Origin of the sequence: Cellulosimicrobium sp. ES-005, assembly GCF_040448685.1 — a bacterium.
GTDB classification, from domain to species: Bacteria; Actinomycetota; Actinomycetes; order Actinomycetales; family Cellulomonadaceae; genus Cellulosimicrobium; species Cellulosimicrobium cellulans_G.
The window spans coordinates 4,194,659-4,217,669 of record NZ_CP159290.1; the positions used below are offsets into that span (position 1 = coordinate 4,194,659).

Sequence of the window (23,011 nt, forward strand, 5' to 3'; positions counted from 1 at the left end):
GCCTGGTGAACCGTGCCCGCGCCGTCGGGCCCTCCGTGATGTCCCTGGCGGGGCGGTGTCAGCGAGCGATCGCTCCCACCTCCGCGCAGCGGGCTCCGGACGGGCCGATGTGAGTGCCCGGGCACTCCGGATCCCGGTCCTTGCGGCGCCTTCGTGCCCGCGGGCGGGCGACGGACCATCGAGCCGGTGGTAGGTGGCTGCTGCAGCGTGTCTCGCGCTGCGGGTGCCTCGTGCGATCGGCTCCAGCAGCCAGCACGACCACCATCGGGGATAGCCCCGGTAGCTCGAGAAGACACGGAGACGTAGTGCCTACGATCCAGCAGCTCGTCCGCAAGGGGCGGACCTCGAAGGTGGGGAAGTCGAAGACCCCCGCCCTCAAGGGCTCCCCGCAGCGGCGCGGTGTGTGCACGCGCGTGTACACCACCACCCCGAAGAAGCCGAACTCCGCGCTGCGCAAGGTCGCTCGCGTGAAGCTCTCCTCCCAGGTCGAGGTCACGGCCTACATCCCCGGCGTCGGCCACAACCTCCAGGAGCACTCCATCGTGCTCGTGCGCGGCGGTCGTGTGAAGGACCTCCCGGGCGTGCGCTACAAGATCGTGCGCGGCGCGCTCGACACGCAGGGCGTGAAGAACCGCAAGCAGGCCCGCTCCCGCTACGGCGCCAAGAAGGAGAAGAGCTGATGCCTCGCAAGGGCCCGGCCCCGAAGCGGCCGCTCATCGTCGACCCCGTCTACGGGTCGCCCGTCGTCACGCAGCTCATCAACAAGGTGCTGCTCGACGGCAAGAAGTCCACCGCCGAGTCGATCGTCTACGGCGCCCTCGAGGGCGTCCGGGCGAAGACGGACGGCGACCCGGTCGTCGTCCTCAAGCGTGCGCTCGAGAACGTCCGCCCCGCGCTCGAGGTCCGCTCGCGCCGCGTCGGTGGTGCGACCTACCAGGTGCCGGTCGAGGTGCGCCCCGCGCGCGCGACGACGCTCGCGCTGCGCTGGCTCACGGACTACTCGCGCGCACGTCGCGAGAAGTCGATGACGGAGCGCCTCATGAACGAGATCCTCGACGCGAGCAACGGCCTCGGCGCAGCGGTCAAGCGTCGCGAGGACATGCACAAGATGGCGGAGTCCAACAAGGCCTTCGCCCACTACCGCTGGTAGTCCGCACGACGGGCCCCGGGGACCGACGCGTCCCCGGGGCCGTCGGCGGGTCCGAGGCCGGTCACCCCGGTCCGAGCAGCGCCCCCCGACTCAACCCATCTAACGAGGGAAGCAGACCGTGGCACTTGACGTGCTGACCGACCTGAGCAAGGTCCGCAACATCGGCATCATGGCCCACATCGATGCCGGGAAGACCACGACCACCGAGCGCATCCTGTTCTACACGGGTGTGAACTACAAGCTCGGCGAGACGCACGACGGCGCGTCGACGACCGACTGGATGGAGCAGGAGAAGGAGCGCGGCATCACGATCACGTCCGCCGCCGTCTCGTGCTACTGGAACAAGAACCAGATCAACATCATCGACACGCCCGGCCACGTCGACTTCACGGTCGAGGTCGAGCGCTCCCTGCGCGTGCTCGACGGCGCCGTCGCGGTCTTCGACGGCAAGGAGGGCGTGGAGCCCCAGTCCGAGACGGTGTGGCGCCAGGCGGACAAGTACAACGTCCCCCGCATCTGCTTCGTCAACAAGATGGACAAGCTCGGCGCGGACTTCTACTTCACCGTCGACACCATCATCAACCGTCTCAAGGCCAAGCCGCTGGTCATCCAGCTGCCGATCGGCGCCGAGAGCGACTTCACCGGCGTCGTCGACCTCATCGAGATGAAGGCGCTCGTCTGGCACGGGGAGACCCAGCTCGGCGAGGCGTACGACACCGAGGAGATCCCCGCGGACCTGGTCGAGAAGGCCGAGCGGTACCGCAGCGAGCTCGTCGAGGCCGTCGCCGAGGCCGACGAGGAGCTGCTGGAGAAGTACCTCGGCGGCGAGGAGCTGACGGTCGCCGAGATCAAGTCCGGCATCCGCAAGCTCGTCATCGCGGGCGAGGCGTTCCCGGTCCTCTGCGGTTCCGCGTTCAAGAACAAGGGCGTCCAGCCCATGCTCGACGCGGTCATCGACTACCTGCCGTCGCCCCTCGACGTGCCGGCGATCGACGGTCACGACCCCAAGGACGAGGAGAAGGTCGTCCAGCGTCACCCCGACGCCTCGGAGCCGTTCTCCGCGCTCGCCTTCAAGGTCGCGGCGCACCCGTTCTTCGGCAAGCTCACCTACGTGCGCGTGTACTCCGGTCGCGTCGAGCCCGGCCAGCAGGTCGCGAACTCGACCAAGGGCAAGAAGGAGCGCATCGGCAAGATCTTCCAGATGCACTCCAACAAGGAGAACCCGGTCGACGAGGCGAGCGCCGGTCACATCTACGCGGTCATCGGCCTCAAGGACACCACGACCGGTGACACGCTGAGCGACATGGCGAACCCGGTGATCCTCGAGTCGATGAGCTTCCCGGAGCCCGTCATCGACGTCGCGATCGAGCCGAAGACGAAGGCTGACCAGGAGAAGCTCTCCACGGCGATCCAGAAGCTCGCCGAGGAGGACCCGACGTTCCGCGTCAAGCTGGACGACGAGACCGGCCAGACCGTCATCGGCGGCATGGGCGAGCTCCACCTCGACATCCTCGTCGACCGCATGCGTCGCGAGTTCAAGGTCGAGGCCAACGTCGGCAAGCCGCAGGTCGCGTACCGCGAGACCATCCGCCGCAAGGCGGAGAAGATCGAGTACACGCACAAGAAGCAGACCGGTGGGTCCGGGCAGTTCGCGAAGGTCCAGGTGACCTTCGAGCCGCTCGACACGGCCGAGGGCGAGCTCTACGAGTTCTCCAACGCCGTCACCGGTGGTCGCATCCCGCGCGAGTACATCCCGAGCGTCGACGCCGGTATCCAGTCCGCGATGGAGCTCGGCGTGCTCGCCGGCTTCCCGCTGGTCGGGGTGAAGGCGACCCTGCTCGACGGCGCCTACCACGAGGTCGACTCCTCGGAGATGGCGTTCAAGATCGCCGGCTCGATGGTCCTCAAGGAGGGCGTCAAGCGGGCGGACCCGGTTCTGCTGGAGCCGGTGATGGCGGTCGAGGTGCGTACGCCCGAGGAGTACATGGGCGACGTCATCGGCGACCTGAACTCACGTCGTGGAATGATCCAGTCCATGGAGGACGCGACGGGTGTGAAGGTCGTCCGGGCCCAAGTACCGTTGTCAGAGATGTTCGGGTACATCGGTGACCTCCGGTCCAAGACCCAGGGGCGCGCGGTGTACTCGATGCAGTTCGACAGCTACGCCGAGGTTCCTCGGAACGTTGCCGAAGAGATCATCAAGAAGACCCGGGGCGAGTGAGTCCCCACAGGTCGAAGACCCGCACAACCATCAACCTGTAGGAAACCGCAACGCCCCGCGGATGTAAGATCTCTCGGTCGACATTCGCAACGTTCGGCACATCTACCCAAGTCCCAGGAGGACCCCAGTGGCTAAGGCCAAGTTCGAGCGGACCAAGCCGCACGTCAACGTCGGCACCATCGGTCACGTCGACCACGGTAAGACGACGCTCACGGCGGCGATCTCGAAGACGCTCGCGGACACGTACCCGGACCTGCCGGCGAACACGCAGCGCAACTTCGACGAGATCGACGCGGCTCCCGAGGAGAAGCAGCGCGGTATCACGATCAACATCGCGCACATCGAGTACGAGACGCCGAAGCGCCACTACGCGCACGTCGACGCTCCGGGTCACGCCGACTACATCAAGAACATGATCACCGGTGCCGCCCAGATGGACGGCGCGATCCTGGTGGTCGCCGCGACCGACGGCCCGATGGCCCAGACGCGCGAGCACGTCCTGCTCGCCCGCCAGGTCGGCGTGCCGTACCTGCTCGTCGCGCTGAACAAGTCGGACATGGTCGACGACGAGGAGATCCTTGAGCTCGTCGAGATGGAGGTGCGCGAGCTCCTCTCCTCGCAGGAGTTCGACGGCGACAACGCGCCGGTCGTGCGCGTGTCGGGTCTCAAGGCGCTCGAGGGCGACCCCGAGTGGACCGCGAAGATCCTCGAGCTCATGGAGGCCGTGGACGAGAACGTCCCGGAGCCCGTCCGCGAGCTCGACAAGCCGTTCCTCATGCCCGTCGAGGACGTCTTCACGATCACCGGTCGTGGCACCGTCGTCACCGGCAAGGTGGAGCGTGGCACGCTCGACCTCAACTCGGACGTCGAGATCGTCGGCATCCGCGCGCCCCAGAAGACCACGGTCACGGGCATCGAGACGTTCCACAAGCAGATGGACCAGGCTCAGGCCGGCGACAACACCGGTCTGCTCCTGCGCGGCATCAAGCGCGAGGACGTCGAGCGCGGCCAGGTCGTCGTCAAGCCGGGCTCGATCACCCCGCACACCAACTTCGAGGCGCAGGTCTACATCCTGGGCAAGGACGAGGGTGGCCGTCACAACCCGTTCTACTCGAACTACCGTCCGCAGTTCTACTTCCGGACCACCGACGTCACCGGCGTCATCACGCTGCCCGAGGGCACCGAGATGGTCATGCCCGGCGACAACACCGAGATGACGGTCGAGCTCATCCAGCCGATCGCCATGGAGGAGGGCCTCGGCTTCGCCATCCGCGAGGGTGGCCGCACCGTCGGCTCGGGCCGCGTCACCAAGATCCTCAAGTGATCTGACGCTGCCTCCGCAGCACTCGTCGAAGGCCCGGTCCCGTCCGCGGGGCCGGGCCTTCGGCCTGCGGTCCGCCGCCCTGTGCGGTGGCACCGCGGTCACACCTGCGGTCACCGTCACAGCACCCGCCCCGGTCTCGACTTGGCCCGGGCGGGCTTCGTGTGGCAGACTGTTCAGGTTGCCTGTTACGGGTGCGCTCTTTCACGTGTCGAACAGTGTGTTGAACCGGTCCTCCCGAGGAGGACCAGGACCCCGGGATCTCGTCCCGGGTCTGCGGGTTGAGCTCTCTGTCGCCATGGATCGAGTACCCCGCGGAACACACGTTCCGACCAGGCTCGCACAAACGTTGTGGTCTGCTCCGCGGAGCCGTGCGTCAGCACGGTGCGGACGCCGGTCCACATATCCAACGGCCCTGCGTCTCTCGGCGCGTGCGCCCAGGTGCGTCGCGACTACGCGACACGCCCGAGCGCGGGGGTCGGACAGCTAGCGGTTCGAGAGAGAGAGTCAGACGACGCCATGGCGGGACAGAAGATCCGCATCCGGCTCAAGTCCTACGACCACGAGGTCATCGACAGCTCGGCGCGCAAGATCGTCGACACGGTGACGCGCGCTGGTGCAACGGTCGTGGGTCCGGTGCCGCTGCCGACGGAGAAGAACGTCTTCTGCGTCATCCGGTCGCCTCACAAGTACAAGGACAGCCGCGAGCACTTCGAGATGCGCACGCACAAGCGGCTGATCGACATCATCGATCCCACGCCGAAGGCCGTCGACTCGCTCATGCGTCTCGACCTGCCTGCCGACGTGAACATCGAGATCAAGCTCTGAGGCTGGAGGACATCATGACTATTCCCCAGCAGAACGCGCGCCCGGTCACCGCGGTGCTCGGCACGAAGCTCGGGATGACGCAGCTCTGGGACGAGGCCGGTCGCCTCGTGCCCGTGACCGTCGTCGCCGTCGGGACGAACGTCGTGACGCAGGTGCGCACGGCCGACGCCGACGGGTACGCCGCCGTGCAGCTCGCCTACGGCCAGATCGACCCGCGCAAGGTCACGAAGCCGCTCAAGGGCCACTTCGAGAAGGCCGGCGTCACGCCGCGCCGTCACGTCGCCGAGGTCCGTACCACCGACGCCGCCGAGTACTCGCTCGGCCAGGAGATCACCGCGGAGGCCTTCGAGGCCGGCGCCGTGGTCGACGTCGTGGGCACGACCAAGGGCAAGGGCACCGCCGGTGTCATGAAGCGCCACGGCTTCTCCGGCGTGGGCGCCTCGCACGGTGCGCACCGCAACCACCGCAAGCCGGGCTCGATCGGCGGGGCCTCGACCCCGTCGCGCGTGTTCAAGGGCCTGCGCATGGCCGGTCGCATGGGCAACGCCCGCCAGACCACCCAGAACCTGACCGTCCACGCGGTCGACGCCGAGAAGGGTCTGCTGCTCGTCAAGGGCGCGGTTCCCGGCCCCAAGGGCGGCGTCGTCCTCGTGCGCAGCGCCGCGAAGGGAGCGTGAACACCATGTCCGCTCTGACCGTTGACGTGCTGGACCCCAAGGGCAAGAAGGCCGGCACCGCCGAGCTCCCCGCCGAGGTGTTCGACGTCGAGCTCAACGTCCCGCTGATCCACCAGGTCGTCGTCGCCCAGCGTGCCGCTGCACGCCAGGGCACCCACGACACCAAGAGCCGCGGCGAGGTCCGCGGTGGTGGTCGCAAGCCGTACAAGCAGAAGGGCACCGGCCGCGCCCGCCAGGGTTCGACCCGTGCGCCGCAGTTCGCCGGCGGTGGCACCGTCCACGGCCCGACGCCGCGCTCGTACGACCAGCGGACGCCCAAGAAGATGAAGGCCGCCGCGCTCCGCGGTGCCCTCTCGGACCGCGCCCGCAACGGCCGTGTCCACGTCGTGACCGGCTTCGGCGTCGACGGCCTGCCGTCGACCAAGACCGCCGTCTCGACGCTCGCCAAGCTCTCCGAGCGCAAGCACGTCCTCGTGGTCACCGAGCGTGGCGACGAGCTGACGATCAAGTCGCTGCGGAACGTCGAGCAGGTCCACCTCCTGGTGGCCGACCAGCTCAACACCTACGACGTGCTCGTCTCCGACGACGTCGTCTTCACGCAGGGCGCGCTCGACGCGTTCCTGGCGGGCCCGGCCACGGGTCGCTCCGCGAAGGCCGTCGCCACCTCCACCGAGGCGGACGAGACTGCTGCCGAGGAGGCCGCGAAGTGACCACCGTGACCAAGGACCCCCGTGACGTGATCCTCGCGCCGGTCGTCTCCGAGAAGAGCTACGGCCTGCTCGACGAGGGCAAGTACACGTTCGTCGTCGACCCGCGGGCCAACAAGACCGAGATCAAGATCGCCGTCGAGCAGATCTTCTCCGTCAAGGTGGCCTCGGTGAACACGATCAACCGCAAGGGCAAGACGCGTCGCACGCGTTTCGGCCTGGGCAAGCGCAAGGACACCAAGCGTGCGATCGTCACCCTCCGCGAGGGCACGATCGACATCTTCGGCTGAGCCGACGAGAGCAGATTGAGGACAGATCCCCATGGGAATCCGTAAGTACAAGCCGACGACGCCCGGCCGCCGCGGCGCGAGCGTCGCCGACTTCGCCGAGATCACGCGCTCGCAGCCGGAGAAGTCTCTGGTCCGCCCGCTCTCGAAGAGCGGCGGCCGCAACAGCTCCGGCCGGATCACCACCCGTCACAAGGGTGGTGGCCACAAGCGTGCGTACCGCGTGATCGACTTCCGTCGCCACGACAAGGACGGCGTGCCCGCCAAGGTCGCGCACATCGAGTACGACCCCAACCGCACGGCGCGCATCGCACTCCTGCACTACGCGGACGGCGAGAAGCGCTACATCATCGCGCCGGCCAAGCTCAAGCAGGGCGACGTCGTCGAGAACGGTGCGGGCGCGGACATCAAGCCCGGCAACAACCTGCCGCTGCGCAACATCCCGACCGGTACGGTCATCCACGCCATCGAGCTCAAGCCCGGTGGCGGCGCGAAGATCGCCCGCTCGGCCGGTGCCTCCGTACAGCTCGTCGCCAAGGATGGGCCGTACGCGCAGCTGCGCATGCCCTCCGGCGAGATCCGCAACGTCGACCTGCGCTGCCGCGCGACGGTCGGCGAGGTGGGCAACGCCGAGCAGTCGAACATCAACTGGGGCAAGGCCGGCCGCATGCGCTGGAAGGGCAAGCGCCCGACCGTCCGCGGTGTCGCCATGAACCCGATCGACCACCCGCACGGTGGTGGTGAGGGCAAGACGTCCGGTGGTCGCCACCCGGTGAGCCCGTGGGGCCAGCCGGAGGGCCGTACCCGCCGTCCGAACAAGCCGAGCGACAAGCTGATCGTGCGTCGTCGCCGTACCGGCAAGAAGCGCTGATAGGAGCCTGGAGACATGCCTCGTAGCCTGAAGAAGGGCCCCTTCGTCGACGGCCACCTGCAGAAGAAGGTGGACGCTCAGAACGAGAAGGGGACCAAGAACGTCATCAAGACCTGGTCCCGTCGGTCGGTCATCACGCCCGACTTCCTCGGTCACACGTTCGCCGTGCACGACGGTCGCAAGCACACGCCGGTGTTCGTCACCGAGTCGATGGTCGGCCACAAGCTCGGCGAGTTCGCTCCCACGCGGACCTTCCGCGGCCACGTGAAGGACGACAAGAAGGGTCGTCGCCGCTGACCCCCGGGTCAGTCTGGTGACGACCTGGACGGTCAAGAGACAAGAAGGCAGGACAGCAATGGAAGCCAAGGCGCAGGCGCGGTTCGTCCGTGTCACGCCCCAGAAGGCCCGGCGCGTCGTGGACCTCATCCGTGGCAAGCAGGCCTCCGAGGCCGTCGCGGTGCTGAAGTTCGCACCGCAGGCGGCGAGCGAGCCCGTCCGCAAGGTCGTGGAGAGCGCCATCGCGAACGCCCGGGTGAAGGCAGACCGTGCGAGCGAGGCGTTCGAGGAGCAGGAGCTCGTCGTGCGTGAGGCGTTCGTCGACGAGGGTCCGACCCTCAAGCGTTTCCGCCCGCGGGCCCAGGGCCGTGCGAACCGCATCCTCAAGCGCACCAGCCACATCACCGTGGTCGTCGCTCCGCGTGAGAACACGAAGGGAAGTGCCCGATAGTGGGACAGAAGGTTCACCCGCACGGGTACCGCCTCGGCATCACCACCGACCACCGGTCGCGCTGGTTCGCCGACAGCACCAAGCCCGGACAGCGGTACCGCGACTACGTCCGCGAGGACGTCCAGATCCGCAAGCTCATGAGCACCGGTCTCGAGCGCGCAGGCATCTCCAAGGTCGAGATCGAGCGCACCCGTGACCGCGTCCGCGTGGACATCCACACGGCGCGCCCCGGCATCGTCATCGGTCGCCGCGGCGCCGAGGCGGACCGCATCCGCGGCGAGCTGGAGAAGCTCACCGGCAAGCAGGTGCAGCTCAACATCCTCGAGGTGAAGAACGCCGAGGTCGACGCGCAGCTCGTCGCCCAGGGCATCGCCGAGCAGCTCGCGAGCCGCGTCTCGTTCCGTCGTGCGATGCGCAAGGGCATCCAGTCGGCGCAGCGCGCCGGTGCCAAGGGCATCCGCGTGCAGGTCTCCGGCCGCCTCGGCGGCGCGGAGATGAGCCGGTCGGAGTTCTACCGCGAGGGTCGTGTGCCGCTGCACACGCTCCGCGCGTACATCGACTACGGCTTCTTCGAGGCCCGCACGACCTTCGGCCGCATCGGCGTGAAGGTCTGGATCTACAAGGGCGACGTCACCGAGAAGGAGTTCGCCGCGCAGCAGGCCACGGCCGCTCCGCGCCAGGGCCGTGGCGGCCCGCGCGGTGAGCGTGGCGGCGACCGTCGTGGTGGTGGCCGTCGTCCCGAGCGTTCGGGCGAGCGGACCTCCGGGTCCGAGGCGCCGGCCGCGGCTGAGCAGTCCGCTCCTGCCGCGGAGGCGAAGGCCCCTGAGACCGGAACGGAGGCCTGAGTCATGCTGATCCCGCGCAGGCTCAAGCACCGCAAGCAGCACCACCCGTCGCGCTCCGGCGCGGCGAAGGGTGGCACGCAGATCGCGTTCGGCGAGTACGGCATCCAGGCTCTCGAGCCGGCGTACGTCACCAACCGTCAGATCGAGGCTGCTCGTATCGCGATGACCCGCCACATCAAGCGTGGCGGCAAGGTCTGGATCAACATCTACCCGGACCGTCCCCTGACCAAGAAGCCTGCCGAGACCCGCATGGGTTCCGGTAAGGGTTCGCCCGAGTGGTGGGTCGCCAATGTCAAGCCCGGCCGCATCGTCTTCGAGCTGGCCGGTGTCCCGGAGGACCTGGCTCGCGAGGCGATGCGTCGCGCGATCCACAAGCTCCCGATGAAGTGCCGTTTCGTGGTGCGCGAGGGTGGTGGCAACTGATGGCAATCGGAACGAAGGGGCTCGCCCCCGTCGACCTCGACGCCATGGACGACGAGACGCTCGTCGCCGAGCTCAAGAAGGTCAAGGAGGAGCTCTTCAACCTCCGCTTCCAGTCGGCCACCGGCCAGCTGGAGAGCCACGGGCGCCTCAAGGCCGTCCGCCGCGACATCGCGCGGATCTACACGATCCTGCGTGAGCGCGAGCTCGGCATCCGTACCGCGCCGAGTGCCGAGTGAGTGAGGCTGGAATGAGCGAGAACGCAACGAACGCGCCCGAGGCGGCCGAGGAGCGCGCGAACCGCAAGACGCGCCGCGGCTACGTCGTGAGCGACAAGATGGACAAGACCGTGGTGGTCGAGGTCGAGGACCGGGTCAAGCACCCGCTCTACGGCAAGGTCATCCGCCGCACGAGCAAGGTCAAGGCGCACGACGAGCAGAACTCTGCCGGCGTGGGCGACCTGGTGCTCATCATGGAGACCCGCCCGCTGTCCGCGACCAAGCGGTGGCGCCTCGCGGAGATCCTCGAGAAGGCCAAGTGATCCACCGGTCGTGACGGGCGGGCCCGCTCGCTCGTCACGACCGCTCTCGTGCCGCACCGCGGTGCGGCAACCAGTGAGGACAGGTCGGGCGGATCCACCGCCCGGTCCTGGCCGGTTCACCCGCGAGGGACCCGGCACTGACAGCTACCCGTTCGGCAAGGCTCGCCCCGCGCGAGAACCGGCTCGACGACAGGAGTTCATTACATGATCCAGCAGGAGTCGCGACTTCGTGTCGCCGACAACACGGGTGCCAAGGAGATTCTCTGCATCCGCGTTCTCGGTGGCTCGGGCCGTCGCTACGCCGGAATCGGCGACGTCATCGTCGCAACCGTCAAGGACGCGATCCCGGGCGGCAACGTGAAGAAGGGTGACGTGGTCAAGGCCGTCGTCGTCCGCACCGCCAAGGAGCGCCGTCGTCCGGACGGTTCCTACATCAAGTTCGACGAGAACGCCGCCGTGATCCTCAAGAACGACGGCGAGCCGCGCGGGACGCGCATCTTCGGCCCGGTCGGGCGCGAGCTGCGCGACAAGCGGTTCATGAAGATCATCTCGCTGGCTCCGGAGGTGCTCTGACCATGGCCAAGATCAAGAAGGGCGACCTCGTCGTCGTCATCGCCGGCAAGGACAAGGGCAAGCAGGGCCGCGTCCTCGAGGTGCTCACCGACCGTGACCGCGTCATCGTCGAGGGCGTCCAGCGCATCACCAAGCACACCAAGGTCGGCCAGTCGCAGCGCGGCACGCGGACCGGTGGGATCGAGACCGTCGAGGCGCCGATCCACATCAGCAACGTGATGGTCGTCGACCCGGAGACCAAGAAGGGCACCCGCGTCGGGTACCGCACCGAAGAGGTCGAGCGTGACGGCCGCAAGCGCACCGTGCGCGTGCGTGTCGCCAAGCGCTCCGGGAAGGACATCTGATGAGCACCGAGATCGTCGCCCCCGAGGTGCCCCGCCTGAAGCAGCGCTACCGCGAGGAGATCGTCGCCGGTCTGCGCGAGGAGTTCGGGCACGAGAACGTCAACCAGGTCGCCCGCGTCACGAAGATCGTCGTGAACATGGGTGTCGGTGACGCCGCCAAGGACTCGAAGCTCATCGAGGGCGCCATCCGCGACCTGTCCGCGATCACCGGCCAGAAGCCGCAGGTGACCAAGGCCCGCAAGTCCATCGCGCAGTTCAAGCTGCGCGAGGGCATGCCGATCGGCGCGCACGTCACGCTGCGCGGCGACCGCATGTGGGAGTTCCTGGACCGCCTCCTGTCGATCGCCCTGCCGCGCATCCGCGACTTCCGCGGCCTGTCGCCCAAGCAGTTCGACGGGCACGGCAACTACACGTTCGGCCTCACGGAGCAGTCCATGTTCCACGAGATCGACCAGGACAAGATCGACCGTGTCCGCGGTATGGACATCACGATCGTGACCACGGCGACGACCGATGACGAGGGCCGCTCCCTGCTGCGCCGTCTCGGCTTCCCCTTCAAGGAGAACTGACATGGCGAAGAAGGCCCTGATCAACAAGGCGGCCGCCAAGCCGAAGTTCGCGGTCCGCGCCTACACCCGGTGCCAGAAGTGCGGTCGTCCGCACTCGGTGTACCGCAAGTTCGGCCTGTGCCGCATCTGCGTGCGCGAGATGGCCCACCGTGGCGAGCTTCCCGGCGTCACCAAGAGCAGCTGGTAACAACTACGTCGTAGGTCCTGGCGGAGCGCGCCGCACGGCGCGCTCCCGCCCGGATACCACGTCGAGGAAGGGCTAGAGCCCGATGACGATGACCGACCCGATCGCAGACATGCTGACGCGTCTGCGGAACGCGAACTCGGCTTACCACGAGACGGTGACCATGCCGTACTCGAAGCTGAAGTCGCACATTGCCGAGATCCTCCAGGCCGAGGGCTACATCTCCGGCTGGAGCGTCGAGGACGCGACGGTGGGCAAGAACCTCACCATCCAGCTGAAGTTCGGCCCGAACCGTGAGCGCAGCCTCGCCGGCGTGCGCCGCGTGTCCAAGCCGGGCCTGCGCAAGTACGCCAAGTCCACCGAGCTGCCGAAGGTTCTCGGCGGCCTGGGCGTGGCGATCCTGTCCACGTCCTCCGGCCTGCTCACCGACAAGCAGGCCGCCAAGAAGGGCGTGGGCGGCGAAGTCCTCGCCTACGTCTGGTAATCCGGAAAGGAGATACGCCATGTCTCGAATCGGCAAGATCCCCGTTCCGGTTCCCGCCGGAGTGGACGTCACCATCAGCGGTGCGCTCGTGACCGTGAAGGGCCCCAAGGGCTTCCTCGAGCACCACGTGCCCGCCCCCATCCAGGTCGCTCAGGAGGACGGCACCCTCGTGGTGACGCGCCCGAACGACGAGCGCGAGTCCCGCGCGCTGCACGGCCTCACGCGCACCCTCCTGGCGAACATCGTCGAGGGCGTGACGCAGGGCTACGAGAAGAAGCTCGAGATCGTCGGCACCGGTTACCGCGTGACGGCCAAGGGCTCGGACCTCGAGTTCGCCCTCGGCTTCAGCCACCCGGTCGTCGTGACGCCGCCCGCGGGCATCGCGTTCGCGGTCGAGAGCCCGACGAAGTTCTCGGTCTCCGGCATCGACAAGCAGCAGGTCGGCGAGGTCGCAGCGAACATCCGCAAGATCCGCAAGCCCGAGCCGTACAAGGGCAAGGGTGTGCGTTACGCCGGCGAGGTCGTCCGCCGCAAGGTCGGAAAGGCTGGTAAGTAACGATGGCTCTGAAGGTTCTCGGCAAGGGCAAGGCCGTCGCGCGTCAGCGCCGCCACCTCCGCCTGCGCAAGAAGATCAAGGGGACCGCCGCTCGTCCGCGCCTCGTGGTGACGCGCTCCACGCGCCACATCACGGCCCAGGTCGTGGACGACACGATCGGTCAGACGGTCGCGTCGGCCTCGTCGCTCGAGGCGGACCTGCGTGCGCTCGACGGCGACAAGAGCGCCAAGGCCCGCAAGGTCGGCGAGCTCGTCGCCGAGCGTGCGAAGGCCAAGGGCGTCGACGCGGTCGTCTTCGACCGTGGCGGCAACAAGTACCACGGTCGGGTCGCTGCGGTCGCCGACGGCGCCCGCGAGGGCGGTCTGTCCCTGTGACGACGCCGACCATCCCCACACGGAAGCAAAGGATTCTCTGATGGCTGCAGGGCAGCGCAGCAACACCGGCGCCCCCACGGGTGCCGCCAACGAGTCGAGCGACCAGAACGCGCGCGGGGGGCGCCGCGACGACCGTCGTGGTGACCGTCGCGACGGTCGCCGTGGCGACGCAGCCGAGAAGAACGCCTTCGTCGAGCGCGTCGTCACCATCAACCGCGTCGCCAAGGTCGTCAAGGGCGGCCGTCGCTTCAGCTTCACCGCGCTGGTCGTGGTGGGCGACGGCGACGGCACCGTCGGTGTCGGCTACGGCAAGGCGAAGGAGGTGCCCGCGGCGATCGCCAAGGGTGTCGAGGAGGCCAAGAAGAACTTCTTCAAGGTCCCGCGCATCCAGGGCACCATCCCGCACCCCATCCAGGGTGAGGCCGCCGCCGGCGTCGTCTTCCTCCGTCCGGCCGCTCCCGGTACCGGTGTGATCGCCGGTGGTCCGGTGCGCGCCGTGCTGGAGTGCGCCGGCATCCACGACGTGCTGAGCAAGTCGCTCGGCTCGTCGAACGCGATCAACATCGTGCACGCGACCGTCGAGGCCCTGCGCAACCTGGAGCAGCCCGAGGCTGTCGCCGCGCGCCGTGGTCTCCCGCTCGAGGACGTGGCCCCGGCCGCGCTCCTGCGTGCCCGTGCTGCGGGGGTGAACGCCTGATGGCCAGGCTCAAGGTGACCCAGACGAAGTCCGCCATCGGCGGCAAGCAGAACCAGCGCGACACGCTGCGCACTCTGGGCCTCAAGCGGATCGGCGACACCGCCGTGAAGGAGGACCGCCCGGAGATCCGCGGCATGGTCGCGACGGTGGCGCACCTCGTCACCGTTGAGGAGGTCGAGTGACCATGGCTGAGAAGGCCACCAAGGAGACCGCCGAGGCTCCGAAGAAGAAGGCTGCTGCCAAGGCCCCCGCGAAGGCGGAGGCCGCGACTGCCGAGAAGCAGTCGGGCAAGCAGACCGAGGGTGCCGGCGGCACGCTCAAGATCCACCACCTGCGTCCGGCTCCCGGCGCCAAGAAGGCCAAGACCCGCGTGGGTCGTGGTGAGGCGTCGAAGGGTAAGACGGCGGGCCGCGGTACCAAGGGTACGAAGGCTCGTTACCAGGTTCCCGAGCGCTTCGAGGGCGGGCAGATGCCTCTGCACATGCGCCTCCCGAAGCTGCGCGGCTTCAAGAACCCGTTCCGCACCGAGTACCAGGTCGTGAACCTGGACAAGCTCGCGGCGCTGTACCCCGAGGGTGGCCAGGTCACCGTCGAGGACCTCGTCGCGAAGGGCGCGGTCCGCAAGGGCCAGCTCGTCAAGGTGCTCGGCACGGGCGAGATCACCGTCAAGCTCGAGGTCGCGGTCGACGCCCTCTCGGGCGCCGCGCGCGAGAAGATCCTCGCGGCCGGCGGTTCGGTCTCGGAGGACTGACACCCCTGGACAGGGCCGGTGGCGCGCTCGCGCTGTCGGCCCTGTCCGCGTCTGGGGAGGCCCTCCCGCACGACCCGTGGTCCGTCCGGCAGCGCGCCACGGTTAGACTCTCCGACGGTTGTCTCCCCGCACCCCGGGGTGACCGCCGTCACTCGCAGGTCCACGGTCGGTCCGTCCGGTCGTCGGGACCGACTTGCCGTTCGACGCGGCGCTACGGCTAGGGTGCCTCTTGGCGCCCGTGCCGTGCGTCACACCTCGCCGGGCCTCCCGGCGACACGACATCCCGCCTCGGCGGGCCAGGAGGATAGGTGCTCAGCGCATTCGCCCGGGCTTTCCGGACGCCCGACCTGCGGCGCAAGCTGCTGTTCACGATCGCGATCATGGCGATCTTCCGGGTGGGGTCGTTCATCCCCACGCCGGGTGTGGACTACCCCAACGTGCAGCAGTGCATCGCGGAGACCGCCGACGGCAACGACCTGCTCGGCCTCGTCAACCTCTTCAGCGGTGGCGCCCTGCTCCAGCTGTCGATCTTCGCGCTCGGCATCATGCCGTACATCACCGCGAGCATCATCGTCCAGCTGCTGCGCGTCGTGATCCCTCGCTTCGAGGCGCTCCACAAGGAGGGCCAGTCGGGCCAGGCGAAGCTCACGCAGTACACGCGCTACCTGACGATCGCCCTCGCCATCCTCCAGTCGACGACCGTCATCACGACGGCGCGCAACGGCCTGCTCTTCCAGGGCTGCTCGGTGGACGTCATCCCCGACGGCAGCTTCCTGACGATGGCGCTCATGGTCATCACCATGACCGCGGGCACCGGCCTCATCATGTGGCTCGGCGAGCTCATCACCGAGCGCGGCGTCGGCAACGGCATGTCGCTCCTCATCTTCACGTCGATCGCCGCGAGCTTCCCGACCGCCCTGTGGTCGATCGCCGGTGGTGCTAACGGCGCGACGAACTTCATCATCATGATCGCGGTCATCGTGGTCGTCATCGGCCTGGTCGTGTTCGTCGAGCAGTCCCAGCGCCGCGTCCCCGTCCAGTACGCCAAGCGCATGGTCGGGCGCCGCATGTACGGCGGGTCGAGCACCTACATCCCGATCAAGATCAACATGGCCGGCGTCATCCCGGTCATCTTCGCGGCCTCGTTGCTCGCGGTCCCGGGCCTCATCGCGCAGTTCGGCGACCAGAGCGCCGACTGGGTCATCTGGGTCAGCACGAACCTGGCCGACCCGGCCGCGCCGCTGCACATCGTGCTGTACGTGCTGATGATCCTGTTCTTCTGCTTCTTCTACACGTCGATCACGTTCAACCCGGACGAGGTCGCGGACAACATGAAGAAGTACGGCGGCTTCATCCCCGGCATCCGTGCCGGGCGGCCGACCGCCGAGTACCTCGACTACGTCATCACCCGCATCACGTCCGCGGGCTCCATCTACCTCGCGCTCGTCGCCCTGCTGCCGACGCTGGTCCTCATCGGGCTCGGCGTGAGCACGAACATCCCGTTCGGTGGCTCCTCGATCATCATCGTCGTCGGCGTCGGCCTGGAGACGGTCAAGCAGATCAACTCCCAGCTGCAGCAGCGCCACTACGAAGGGTTCCTCCGTTGAGCAACGCCACCGACGGCCAGTCCACCTCGCGTCCCGCGCGCCTCGTCATCATGGGCCCGCAGGGCGCGGGCAAGGGGACGCAGGCCGCCCGGCTCGCCGAGCAGCTCGCCATCCCCGCGATCTCGACCGGAGACATCTTCCGGGCGAACATCAAGGGCGGCACCGAGCTCGGCAGGCTCGCGCAGGAGTACACCGCGAAGGGCGACCTCGTCCCCGACTCGGTGACGAACGCGATGGTGCGCGACCGTCTCGCCCAGGACGACGCGGCGCAGGGGTTCATCCTCGACGGGTACCCCCGCAACGCGGCCCAGGTCGTCGAGCTCGACGCGATCCTCGCCGACCTGGGTGTCGCGCTCGACGGCGTCGTGGAGCTCACGGCCGACCGCGACGAGCTCCTCGCCCGACTGGCGAAGCGCGCGGAGATCGAGGGCCGCGAGGACGACACCGAGGAGGCCATCGCGCGCCGCCTCGACATCTACGCCGAGCAGACGGCGCCGCTCACGTCCGCCTACGACGAGCGCGGCCTGCTCGTGCGTGTCGACGGCATCGGCGACGTCGACGAGATCACCGGACGCATCGTCTCGGCGCTGACCGCGCTCGTCGGCTGAGCGCCGTCCGTTCGTCCGTCAGGTTCTGGGGAGCAGCAGGGTGTTCGGTCGCGAGCGCATCGAGTACAAGACGCACGACCAGGTCCGGTCCATGCGCAGCGCCGGCCTCGTGGTCGCGCGGGCGCTCGAGACGGTTCGTGAGACCGTCCGCCCGGGCATGACGACGGCCGACCTGGACGCGCTCGCCGCCGCGGTGATCGCCGACGCCGGCGCGACGCCGTCGTTCCTCGGCTACGAGGGATACCCGGCGTCGCTGTGCGTGTCCGTGAACGACGAGGTCGTGCACGGCATCCCCGGTCCGCGCGAGCTGCGTCCGGGCGACATCGTCTCCGTCGACTGCGGGGCGATCGTCGACGGCTGGCACGGCGACTCGGCCGTCTCCTTCGTCCTCGGGGAGGGCGAGCCGCGCGACGAGGCGCTCGTCGAGGCCACGCGCCGCGCGATGTGGGCGGGCATCGCCGCGCTCGCCACGAGCGAGCGGCTCGGCGACGTGGGTGCCGCGATCGAGGACTCGGTCCGGGTCTCGGGAGAGTCCGACGGCGTCTCCTACGGGATCGTCGAGGAGTACGTGGGCCACGGCATCGGCTCCGCGATGCACCAGCCGCCCGACGTCCCGAACTACCGCACGCGTGAGAAGGGCCCGCGGCTGCGCCCGGGCATGTGCCTCGCGATCGAGCCGATGCTGACCCTCGGCGACCGGTTCACCGAGGTCTGCGAGGACGACTGGACGGTCGTGACCGACGACGGCGCCCGTGCCGCGCACTGGGAGCACAGCGTCGCGATCCTCGACGAGGGGATCTGGGTCCTCACCGCACCCGACGGCGGCGCGGCCGAGCTCGCGGAGCTCGGCGTCCGCGTCGCACCCCTGGCGGCCTGACGCCCTCTACCCGCCCGGCACCTGACCCGCGCCTGCGCGGCCCGGCGTCCGCACGGCACCTGTCTGGTCGGCCCGGCGCACGGCGGGGGAGTGACGCGTCGCACGACCTCCGGCGCCCGCCACGGTTTCGCGACTCTTGCCGAATGCCGTAGGATGGTCCGTCGGGTGTAGTCCGTGCACGTCGTTCGACCGGCCCCCGTCCCTCGGGACCCGGGCGACCGATCCTCGCACGCGGCTCCACGCACCTCCCACGAACGGACGACCCTCGGGTCGGGCGTGCGCGGGAGTACCAGCAGTTCAGACGAGAGTTAGCGGAGGACATGGCAAAGAAGGACGGTGTCATCGAGATCGAGGGCAGCGTGGTCGAGGCCCTGCCGAACGCGATGTTCCGCGTGGAGCTGGCCAACGGTCACAAGGTTCTCGCGCACATCTCGGGCAAGATGCGCCAGCACTACATCCGGATCCTCCCCGAGGACCGGGTCGTGGTCGAGCTGAGCCCGTACGACCTGTCCCGCGGCCGGATCGTCTACCGCTACAAGTAGTCGCCACGCGTCCACCCACTCACCCTCCTCGCCACCCGGATCCCGGGACCGCTCGTCGGTCGCGCCCGGAGCGGGGCACGACTGAGGGAACGAAGATGAAGGTCAAGCCCAGCGTCAAGAAGATCTGCGACAAGTGCAAGGTGATCCGCCGGCACGGTCGCGTCATGGTGATCTGCGACAACCTGCGGCACAAGCAGCGCCAGGGCTGAGCCCGCGCCTGCGCCACGGGTGACGGTCCCTCGGGACCGCGGTCACCTGGCCGCCCGTCACGACGACGGACGACCACCAGCGCACCGCCACGAACCTGCTCGGCACCCCGGACACGCGTCCGGGAGGAGAACGCCACAGGCAGGGGAACCCCCGGCTCGGAGGCCGGGGCCCACGGAGCTCCCCGTGGGAGGGCGGTGCGAGAGACCTCCGACGAAGCACGAGGAGCCGAAAGGCACATGGCACGTCTCATCGGCGTCGACCTCCCCCGCGACAAGCGGCTCGAGGTTGCGCTCACCTACATCTACGGCGTCGGCCGTACCCGCGCCCAGCAGACGCTGGCCGCGACCGGCATCAGCCCGGACGCGCGCGTGAAGGACCTCGGCGACGCCGAGCTCGTCGCGCTCCGCGACTACCTCGAGGGCAACTACAAGCTCGAGGGTGACCTCCGTCGTGAGGTGGCCGCCGACATCCGCCGCAAGGTCGAGATCGGCACCTACCAGGGCCTGCGTCACCGCCGCGGCCTGCCCGTGCGCGGCCAGCGCACCAAGACCAACGCGCGTACGCGCAAGGGACCCAAGCGCACCGTGGCCGGCAAGAAGAAGGCCCGCTGAGCCAGTCCGCAGGGCGGGCCCCGCTCGGGTGCTGACGTCGGCCGCACGGTCCACGTCGTCCCGGTCGGAGATCCCCGCGGTCAGACCACCTCAGACCAGGAGAGAAACGAAAGATGCCTCCCAAGACTCGCGCCGCCGCTGGGCGCAAGCCTCGCCGCAAGGACAAGAAGAACGTCCCCGCCGGCCAGGCGCACATCAAGAGCACGTTCAACAACACGATCGTGTCGATCACGGACCCGTCGGGCGCCGTGATCGCGTGGGCCTCCGGCGGCGACGTCGGCTTCAAGGGCTCGCGCAAGTCGACCCCCTTCGCCGCCGGCCTCGCGGCCGAGGCCGCTGCCCGCAAGGCGCAGGAGCACGGCATGAAGAAGGTCGACGTCTTCGTCAAGGGCCCGGGCTCGGGTCGCGAGACGGCGATCCGCTCGCTGCAGTCGGCCGGCCTCGAGGTCGGCTCGATCCAGGACGTCACGCCGCAGGCGCACAACGGGTGCCGCCCGCCCAAGCGTCGTCGCGTCTGACCCTCGTCGTCGGCGTGCCGTCGACGGGCCGCCCGGTCACCGACCGGCCGAGCCCGTCGACGGCGCCCGTCACGGGGCAGCAGCCTCCTGACGGGGTCGACGCACCCTTCCCGACCGGGTGGACAGAGTCCCGGCCGGGGCCGCGTGCCGCAGGCACGCACCTCGCCTTGAACCGTGCAGCGTCATATGGCGGACGCTCACCGAAAGGAAACCACCAGTGCTGATCGCACAGCGCCCCACCTTGACCGAAGAGGTCATCTCGGAGAACCGTTCGCGCTTCTCCATCGAGCCGCTGGAGCCCGGCTTCGGCTACACGCTCGGCAACTCGCTGCGTCGCACGCTGCTGTCGTCCATCCCGGGCGCGGCGGTCACCTCCATCCGCATCGACGGTGTGCTCCACGAGTTCACCACCGTGCCGGGTGTGAAGGAGGACGTGACCGAGGTCATCCTCAACATCAAGAACCTCGTCGTCTCCTCGGAGAACGACGAGCCCGTCGTGATGTACCTGCGCAAGCAGGGTGCTGGTGCGGTCACCGCGGCGGACATCGTCCCGCCCGCGGGTGTGGAGGTCCACAACCCCGAGCTGCACATCGCCACGCTCAACGACAAGGGCAAGCTCGAGATCGAGCTGACCGTCGAGCGCGGCCGTGGGTACGTCTCGGCCTCGCAGAACAAGTCCTTCGACGCCGAGATCGGGCGCATCCCGGTCGACTCGATCTACTCGCCGGTCCTCAAGGTGACCTACAAGGTCGAGGCGACGCGTGTCGAGCAGCGTACGGACTTCGACAAGCTGGTCGTGGACGTCGAGACGAAGCCGGCCATCTCGCCGCGCGACGCGCTCGCGTCGGCGGGCAAGACGCTGGTGGAGCTCTTCGGCCTGGCCCGTGAGCTCAACGTCGAGGCCGAGGGCATCGAGATCGGCCCGTCGCCGACGGACGCGGCTCTCGCCGCGGACCTGGCGCTGCCGATCGAGGAGCTCAACCTCACGATCCGCTCGTACAACTGCCTCAAGCGCGAGGGCATCCACCAGGTGGGCGAGCTCGTCGCACGCAGCGAGGCGGACCTGCTGGACATCCGCAACTTCGGTGCGAAGTCCATCAACGAGGTGAAGGAGAAGCTCGCCGAGCTCGGCCTGTCCCTCAAGGACTCGCCGCTCGACTTCGACCCGTCGGCCGCCGCGTACTACGACGGCGACGACGAGGCGACGTTCTCGGACACCGAGCAGCAGTACTGAGCCTGCGGCTCTAGACACCTCAGCGCGTCCGGGTCCGCACCTGCGGCGCGAACACTTCCCAAGGAGCACATCCCATGCCTACCCCCGCCAAGGGCCCCCGGCTCGGCAGCGGACCGGCTCACGAGCGCCTGATGCTCGCGAACCTGTCCACCCAGCTCTTCGAGCACGGCCGCATCACGACCACCGAGACCAAGGCGAAGCGTCTGCGCCCGGTGGCCGAGCGCCTCATCACGTTCGCCAAGCGCGGCGACCTGCACGCGCGTCGTCGCGTCCTGCGCGTCGTGCGCGACAAGTCCGTGGTGCACACGCTGTTCACCGAGATCGCCCCGCAGATGGCGGAGCGTGAGGGTGGCTACACGCGCATCACGAAGGTCGGCACGCGCAAGGGCGACAACGCGCCCCTCGCCGTGATCGAGCTCGTGACCGAGCCCGTCAGCCCCAAGCAGGCCGTCGTCCGCGAGGCGGAGAAGGCCGCGGAGAAGGCGAGCAAGAAGAAGGCGGACAAGCCGGCCAAGAAGGCCGACGCGGTCGAGGACGCGCCCGTCGAGGACGCTCCCGTCGCCGTCGAGGACGCTCCCGCCGAGGACGTCCAGGACGCGCCCGTCGAGGACGCCGCCGAGGAGAAGAAGGAGGCCTGAGCCTCCTCGATCGACTCTCGGGGTCTTCCGCGACCCCACGCCGCAGGGCCCGGGACCGTACGGTCCCGGGCCCTGCGGCGTTCTGCCGCCCTGCCGGCGTCGGTGTGCGTGCGGCCGCGACGGTGGGTGCGAGATCGGCCCGTACGGCCGAGATCGACCTTCGGGAGGTCGACGTCGCGACGTCCGGGTCGATCTCGCGTCGGGGAGGGCCTACGGTCGAGACGTGACGAGTGTTGACTCCTCCCTGGCGGCGTGGCCGCCCGTCGTGCTCGTGCACGGCTCGCGCACGTCGCGGTCGATGTGGCGCGACCAGCTCGCGGCCCTGCGCCGCGCGGGCGTCGACGCGCTGGCCGTGGACCTGCCGGGGCACGGGGCGCGGCGGGGCGAGGCGTTCACCCTGGACGGTGCCGTGGAGGTCGTCGCGTCCGGGATCGACGAGCTCGGCGGGCGTGCGCTCGTCGTCGGGCTGTCGCTCGGCGGCTACGTCGCGATCGAGGCACGGGCTCGTCACCCCGAGCGCGTCGTCGGCCTCGTGGCCGCCGCCTGCTCGACACCGCCCGCCACCCGACTGCGCGGGGGCTGGCTCCTCGTCGCGCGCGGCATCGAGCGCCTGCCCGACGGTGGAGCGGGGCTCAACCAGGCGCTCGTCGACCGGGCGCTGACGCCGCAGGCCGCGGCCGACCTCGCGGCCGGCGGCTTCGCGCTCGACGTGATGAGCGCGATCCTGCGCGAGGTCGAGGCGGTCGACCCGGTGTCCGCGCTCGCCGCCGCGGACTCGCCCGTGTGGGTGGTCAACGGGCGGTGGGACCACTTCCGGTTCGGGGAGCGGGGGTTCGTCGAGGCGGCCCGGCGCGGGGGAGCGCCCGCGCGGCTCGTGGTGATCCCGGGCGCGCGGCACCTCGTGAGCCTCGACGCGCCGGTCGCGTTCAACCGGGCCCTGCTCGACGCCCACCGCGCGGTCGCGGCGGGTCGTCCGGCCCCCGGGGCGGACGGGGCGCCGCCTGCGGGCGTCGCCCCGCGCCGCGCCGTCGAGCGCTGA

The 23,011-nt window shown here is 69.1% G+C and carries 35 protein-coding genes; all 35 read left to right on the top strand.

Features of this window, described 5'->3' with window-relative positions:
• Window positions 1-305: 305 nt before the first annotated feature.
• The 35 genes from rpsL to ABRQ22_RS18875 all read left to right on the top strand — a co-directional run bounded on the left by rpsL (window position 306) and on the right by ABRQ22_RS18875 (window position 23,011).
• On the top strand, window positions 306-680 hold the full coding sequence (gene rpsL, locus ABRQ22_RS18705) for a 30S ribosomal protein S12 (RefSeq protein WP_021479869.1): 375 nt from the start codon (window positions 306-308) through the stop codon (window positions 678-680).
• Window positions 680-1,150: a 30S ribosomal protein S7 gene (gene rpsG, locus ABRQ22_RS18710; RefSeq protein WP_047233808.1), complete on the top strand. Its 471-nt coding sequence runs from the start codon at window positions 680-682 to the stop codon at window positions 1,148-1,150. The genes rpsL and rpsG overlap by 1 nt, the downstream gene beginning before the upstream one ends.
• A gap of 118 nt (window positions 1,151-1,268) precedes the next feature.
• On the top strand, window positions 1,269-3,371 hold the full coding sequence (gene fusA, locus ABRQ22_RS18715; protein ID WP_253050805.1) for an elongation factor G: 2,103 nt from the start codon (window positions 1,269-1,271) through the stop codon (window positions 3,369-3,371).
• A 127-nt stretch (window positions 3,372-3,498) separates the two neighbouring features.
• Complete coding sequence (gene tuf / locus ABRQ22_RS18720; protein WP_253050806.1) at window positions 3,499-4,695, top strand: elongation factor Tu; 1,197 nt, start codon at window positions 3,499-3,501, stop codon at window positions 4,693-4,695.
• 516 nt (window positions 4,696-5,211) lie between these two features.
• Window positions 5,212-5,520, top strand: a complete 309-nt coding sequence (gene rpsJ, locus ABRQ22_RS18725) for a 30S ribosomal protein S10 (protein ID WP_012867945.1) — start codon at window positions 5,212-5,214, stop codon at window positions 5,518-5,520.
• Between the two features lie 14 nt (window positions 5,521-5,534).
• The gene (rplC, locus tag ABRQ22_RS18730; protein WP_047233811.1) at window positions 5,535-6,197 is read left to right on the top strand and encodes a 50S ribosomal protein L3; all 663 of its coding nucleotides are present in this window, start codon (window positions 5,535-5,537) and stop codon (window positions 6,195-6,197) included.
• A 5-nt stretch (window positions 6,198-6,202) separates the two neighbouring features.
• Complete coding sequence (gene rplD, locus ABRQ22_RS18735) at window positions 6,203-6,907, top strand: 50S ribosomal protein L4 (RefSeq protein ID WP_047233829.1); 705 nt, start codon at window positions 6,203-6,205, stop codon at window positions 6,905-6,907.
• Complete coding sequence (gene rplW, locus ABRQ22_RS18740; protein WP_021479876.1) at window positions 6,904-7,194, top strand: 50S ribosomal protein L23; 291 nt, start codon at window positions 6,904-6,906, stop codon at window positions 7,192-7,194. The genes rplD and rplW overlap by 4 nt, the downstream gene beginning before the upstream one ends.
• Before the next feature lie 31 nt (window positions 7,195-7,225).
• Entirely contained in the window at window positions 7,226-8,062 is an 837-nt protein-coding gene (gene rplB / locus ABRQ22_RS18745; protein ID WP_047233812.1) for a 50S ribosomal protein L2, read from the top strand.
• Window positions 8,063-8,077: 15 nt separating this feature from the next.
• The gene (rpsS, locus tag ABRQ22_RS18750) at window positions 8,078-8,359 is read left to right on the top strand and encodes a 30S ribosomal protein S19 (protein WP_047233813.1); all 282 of its coding nucleotides are present in this window, start codon (window positions 8,078-8,080) and stop codon (window positions 8,357-8,359) included.
• A gap of 58 nt (window positions 8,360-8,417) precedes the next feature.
• Window positions 8,418-8,789: a 50S ribosomal protein L22 gene (gene rplV / locus ABRQ22_RS18755; protein ID WP_021479879.1), complete on the top strand. Its 372-nt coding sequence runs from the start codon at window positions 8,418-8,420 to the stop codon at window positions 8,787-8,789.
• Window positions 8,789-9,634 carry a 30S ribosomal protein S3 gene (gene rpsC / locus ABRQ22_RS18760; protein WP_253050808.1) on the top strand — a complete coding sequence of 282 codons (846 nt, stop codon included), beginning with the start codon at window positions 8,789-8,791 and terminating at the stop codon, window positions 9,632-9,634. The genes rplV and rpsC overlap by 1 nt, the downstream gene beginning before the upstream one ends.
• A 3-nt stretch (window positions 9,635-9,637) precedes the next feature.
• Window positions 9,638-10,057 carry a 50S ribosomal protein L16 gene (gene rplP, locus ABRQ22_RS18765; protein ID WP_047233815.1) on the top strand — a complete coding sequence of 140 codons (420 nt, stop codon included), beginning with the start codon at window positions 9,638-9,640 and terminating at the stop codon, window positions 10,055-10,057.
• A complete protein-coding gene (gene rpmC / locus ABRQ22_RS18770; protein ID WP_021480429.1) occupies window positions 10,057-10,293 on the top strand; it encodes a 50S ribosomal protein L29 in 237 nt (78 codons plus the stop codon). Before rplP ends, rpmC begins: the two co-directional genes overlap by 1 nt.
• 11 nt (window positions 10,294-10,304) lie before the next feature.
• Complete coding sequence (rpsQ, locus tag ABRQ22_RS18775) at window positions 10,305-10,595, top strand: 30S ribosomal protein S17 (protein ID WP_047233816.1); 291 nt, start codon at window positions 10,305-10,307, stop codon at window positions 10,593-10,595.
• A 204-nt stretch (window positions 10,596-10,799) separates the two neighbouring features.
• The gene (gene rplN, locus ABRQ22_RS18780; protein WP_021480431.1) at window positions 10,800-11,168 is read left to right on the top strand and encodes a 50S ribosomal protein L14; all 369 of its coding nucleotides are present in this window, start codon (window positions 10,800-10,802) and stop codon (window positions 11,166-11,168) included.
• 2 nt (window positions 11,169-11,170) lie between these two features.
• Entirely contained in the window at window positions 11,171-11,512 is a 342-nt protein-coding gene (gene rplX, locus ABRQ22_RS18785) for a 50S ribosomal protein L24 (protein WP_087471316.1), read from the top strand.
• Window positions 11,512-12,081 carry a 50S ribosomal protein L5 gene (gene rplE / locus ABRQ22_RS18790; protein ID WP_087471317.1) on the top strand — a complete coding sequence of 190 codons (570 nt, stop codon included), beginning with the start codon at window positions 11,512-11,514 and terminating at the stop codon, window positions 12,079-12,081. The genes rplX and rplE overlap by 1 nt, the downstream gene beginning before the upstream one ends.
• Window position 12,082: 1 nt before the next feature.
• On the top strand, window positions 12,083-12,268 hold the full coding sequence (locus ABRQ22_RS18795; RefSeq protein WP_021480434.1) for a type Z 30S ribosomal protein S14: 186 nt from the start codon (window positions 12,083-12,085) through the stop codon (window positions 12,266-12,268).
• 82 nt (window positions 12,269-12,350) lie between these two features.
• Window positions 12,351-12,749, top strand: a complete 399-nt coding sequence (gene rpsH, locus ABRQ22_RS18800) for a 30S ribosomal protein S8 (protein WP_087471318.1) — start codon at window positions 12,351-12,353, stop codon at window positions 12,747-12,749.
• A gap of 19 nt (window positions 12,750-12,768) precedes the next feature.
• Entirely contained in the window at window positions 12,769-13,305 is a 537-nt protein-coding gene (rplF, locus tag ABRQ22_RS18805; protein WP_353707801.1) for a 50S ribosomal protein L6, read from the top strand.
• Window positions 13,306-13,307: 2 nt separating this feature from the next.
• On the top strand, window positions 13,308-13,679 hold the full coding sequence (rplR, locus tag ABRQ22_RS18810; protein WP_047233819.1) for a 50S ribosomal protein L18: 372 nt from the start codon (window positions 13,308-13,310) through the stop codon (window positions 13,677-13,679).
• 40 nt (window positions 13,680-13,719) lie between these two features.
• Window positions 13,720-14,376, top strand: coding sequence for a 30S ribosomal protein S5 (gene rpsE / locus ABRQ22_RS18815; protein ID WP_024840322.1), 657 nt, complete (start codon window positions 13,720-13,722; stop codon window positions 14,374-14,376).
• Window positions 14,376-14,558, top strand: a complete 183-nt coding sequence (gene rpmD / locus ABRQ22_RS18820) for a 50S ribosomal protein L30 (protein WP_021480439.1) — start codon at window positions 14,376-14,378, stop codon at window positions 14,556-14,558. Before rpsE ends, rpmD begins: the two co-directional genes overlap by 1 nt.
• Before the next feature lie 2 nt (window positions 14,559-14,560).
• A complete protein-coding gene (gene rplO, locus ABRQ22_RS18825; protein ID WP_253050809.1) occupies window positions 14,561-15,127 on the top strand; it encodes a 50S ribosomal protein L15 in 567 nt (188 codons plus the stop codon).
• A gap of 308 nt (window positions 15,128-15,435) precedes the next feature.
• Complete coding sequence (secY, locus tag ABRQ22_RS18830) at window positions 15,436-16,734, top strand: preprotein translocase subunit SecY (RefSeq protein WP_253050810.1); 1,299 nt, start codon at window positions 15,436-15,438, stop codon at window positions 16,732-16,734.
• A complete protein-coding gene (locus ABRQ22_RS18835; RefSeq protein WP_290444891.1) occupies window positions 16,731-17,342 on the top strand; it encodes an adenylate kinase in 612 nt (203 codons plus the stop codon). Before secY ends, ABRQ22_RS18835 begins: the two co-directional genes overlap by 4 nt.
• Window positions 17,343-17,382: 40 nt before the next feature.
• The gene (gene map, locus ABRQ22_RS18840) at window positions 17,383-18,219 is read left to right on the top strand and encodes a type I methionyl aminopeptidase (protein WP_353707802.1); all 837 of its coding nucleotides are present in this window, start codon (window positions 17,383-17,385) and stop codon (window positions 18,217-18,219) included.
• 320 nt (window positions 18,220-18,539) lie between these two features.
• Window positions 18,540-18,761, top strand: coding sequence for a translation initiation factor IF-1 (gene infA / locus ABRQ22_RS18845; RefSeq protein ID WP_012867920.1), 222 nt, complete (start codon window positions 18,540-18,542; stop codon window positions 18,759-18,761).
• Between the two features lie 95 nt (window positions 18,762-18,856).
• Window positions 18,857-18,970, top strand: coding sequence for a 50S ribosomal protein L36 (gene rpmJ, locus ABRQ22_RS18850; RefSeq protein WP_003956441.1), 114 nt, complete (start codon window positions 18,857-18,859; stop codon window positions 18,968-18,970).
• A 237-nt stretch (window positions 18,971-19,207) separates the two neighbouring features.
• Window positions 19,208-19,582: a 30S ribosomal protein S13 gene (gene rpsM / locus ABRQ22_RS18855; protein ID WP_021479758.1), complete on the top strand. Its 375-nt coding sequence runs from the start codon at window positions 19,208-19,210 to the stop codon at window positions 19,580-19,582.
• Between the two features lie 113 nt (window positions 19,583-19,695).
• Entirely contained in the window at window positions 19,696-20,100 is a 405-nt protein-coding gene (rpsK, locus tag ABRQ22_RS18860) for a 30S ribosomal protein S11 (RefSeq protein WP_021479759.1), read from the top strand.
• 217 nt (window positions 20,101-20,317) lie between these two features.
• Window positions 20,318-21,334 carry a DNA-directed RNA polymerase subunit alpha gene (locus ABRQ22_RS18865; RefSeq protein ID WP_253050812.1) on the top strand — a complete coding sequence of 339 codons (1,017 nt, stop codon included), beginning with the start codon at window positions 20,318-20,320 and terminating at the stop codon, window positions 21,332-21,334.
• A 74-nt stretch (window positions 21,335-21,408) separates the two neighbouring features.
• On the top strand, window positions 21,409-21,972 hold the full coding sequence (gene rplQ / locus ABRQ22_RS18870; protein WP_253050813.1) for a 50S ribosomal protein L17: 564 nt from the start codon (window positions 21,409-21,411) through the stop codon (window positions 21,970-21,972).
• 223 nt (window positions 21,973-22,195) lie between these two features.
• A complete protein-coding gene (locus ABRQ22_RS18875) occupies window positions 22,196-23,011 on the top strand; it encodes an alpha/beta hydrolase (RefSeq protein WP_353707803.1) in 816 nt (271 codons plus the stop codon).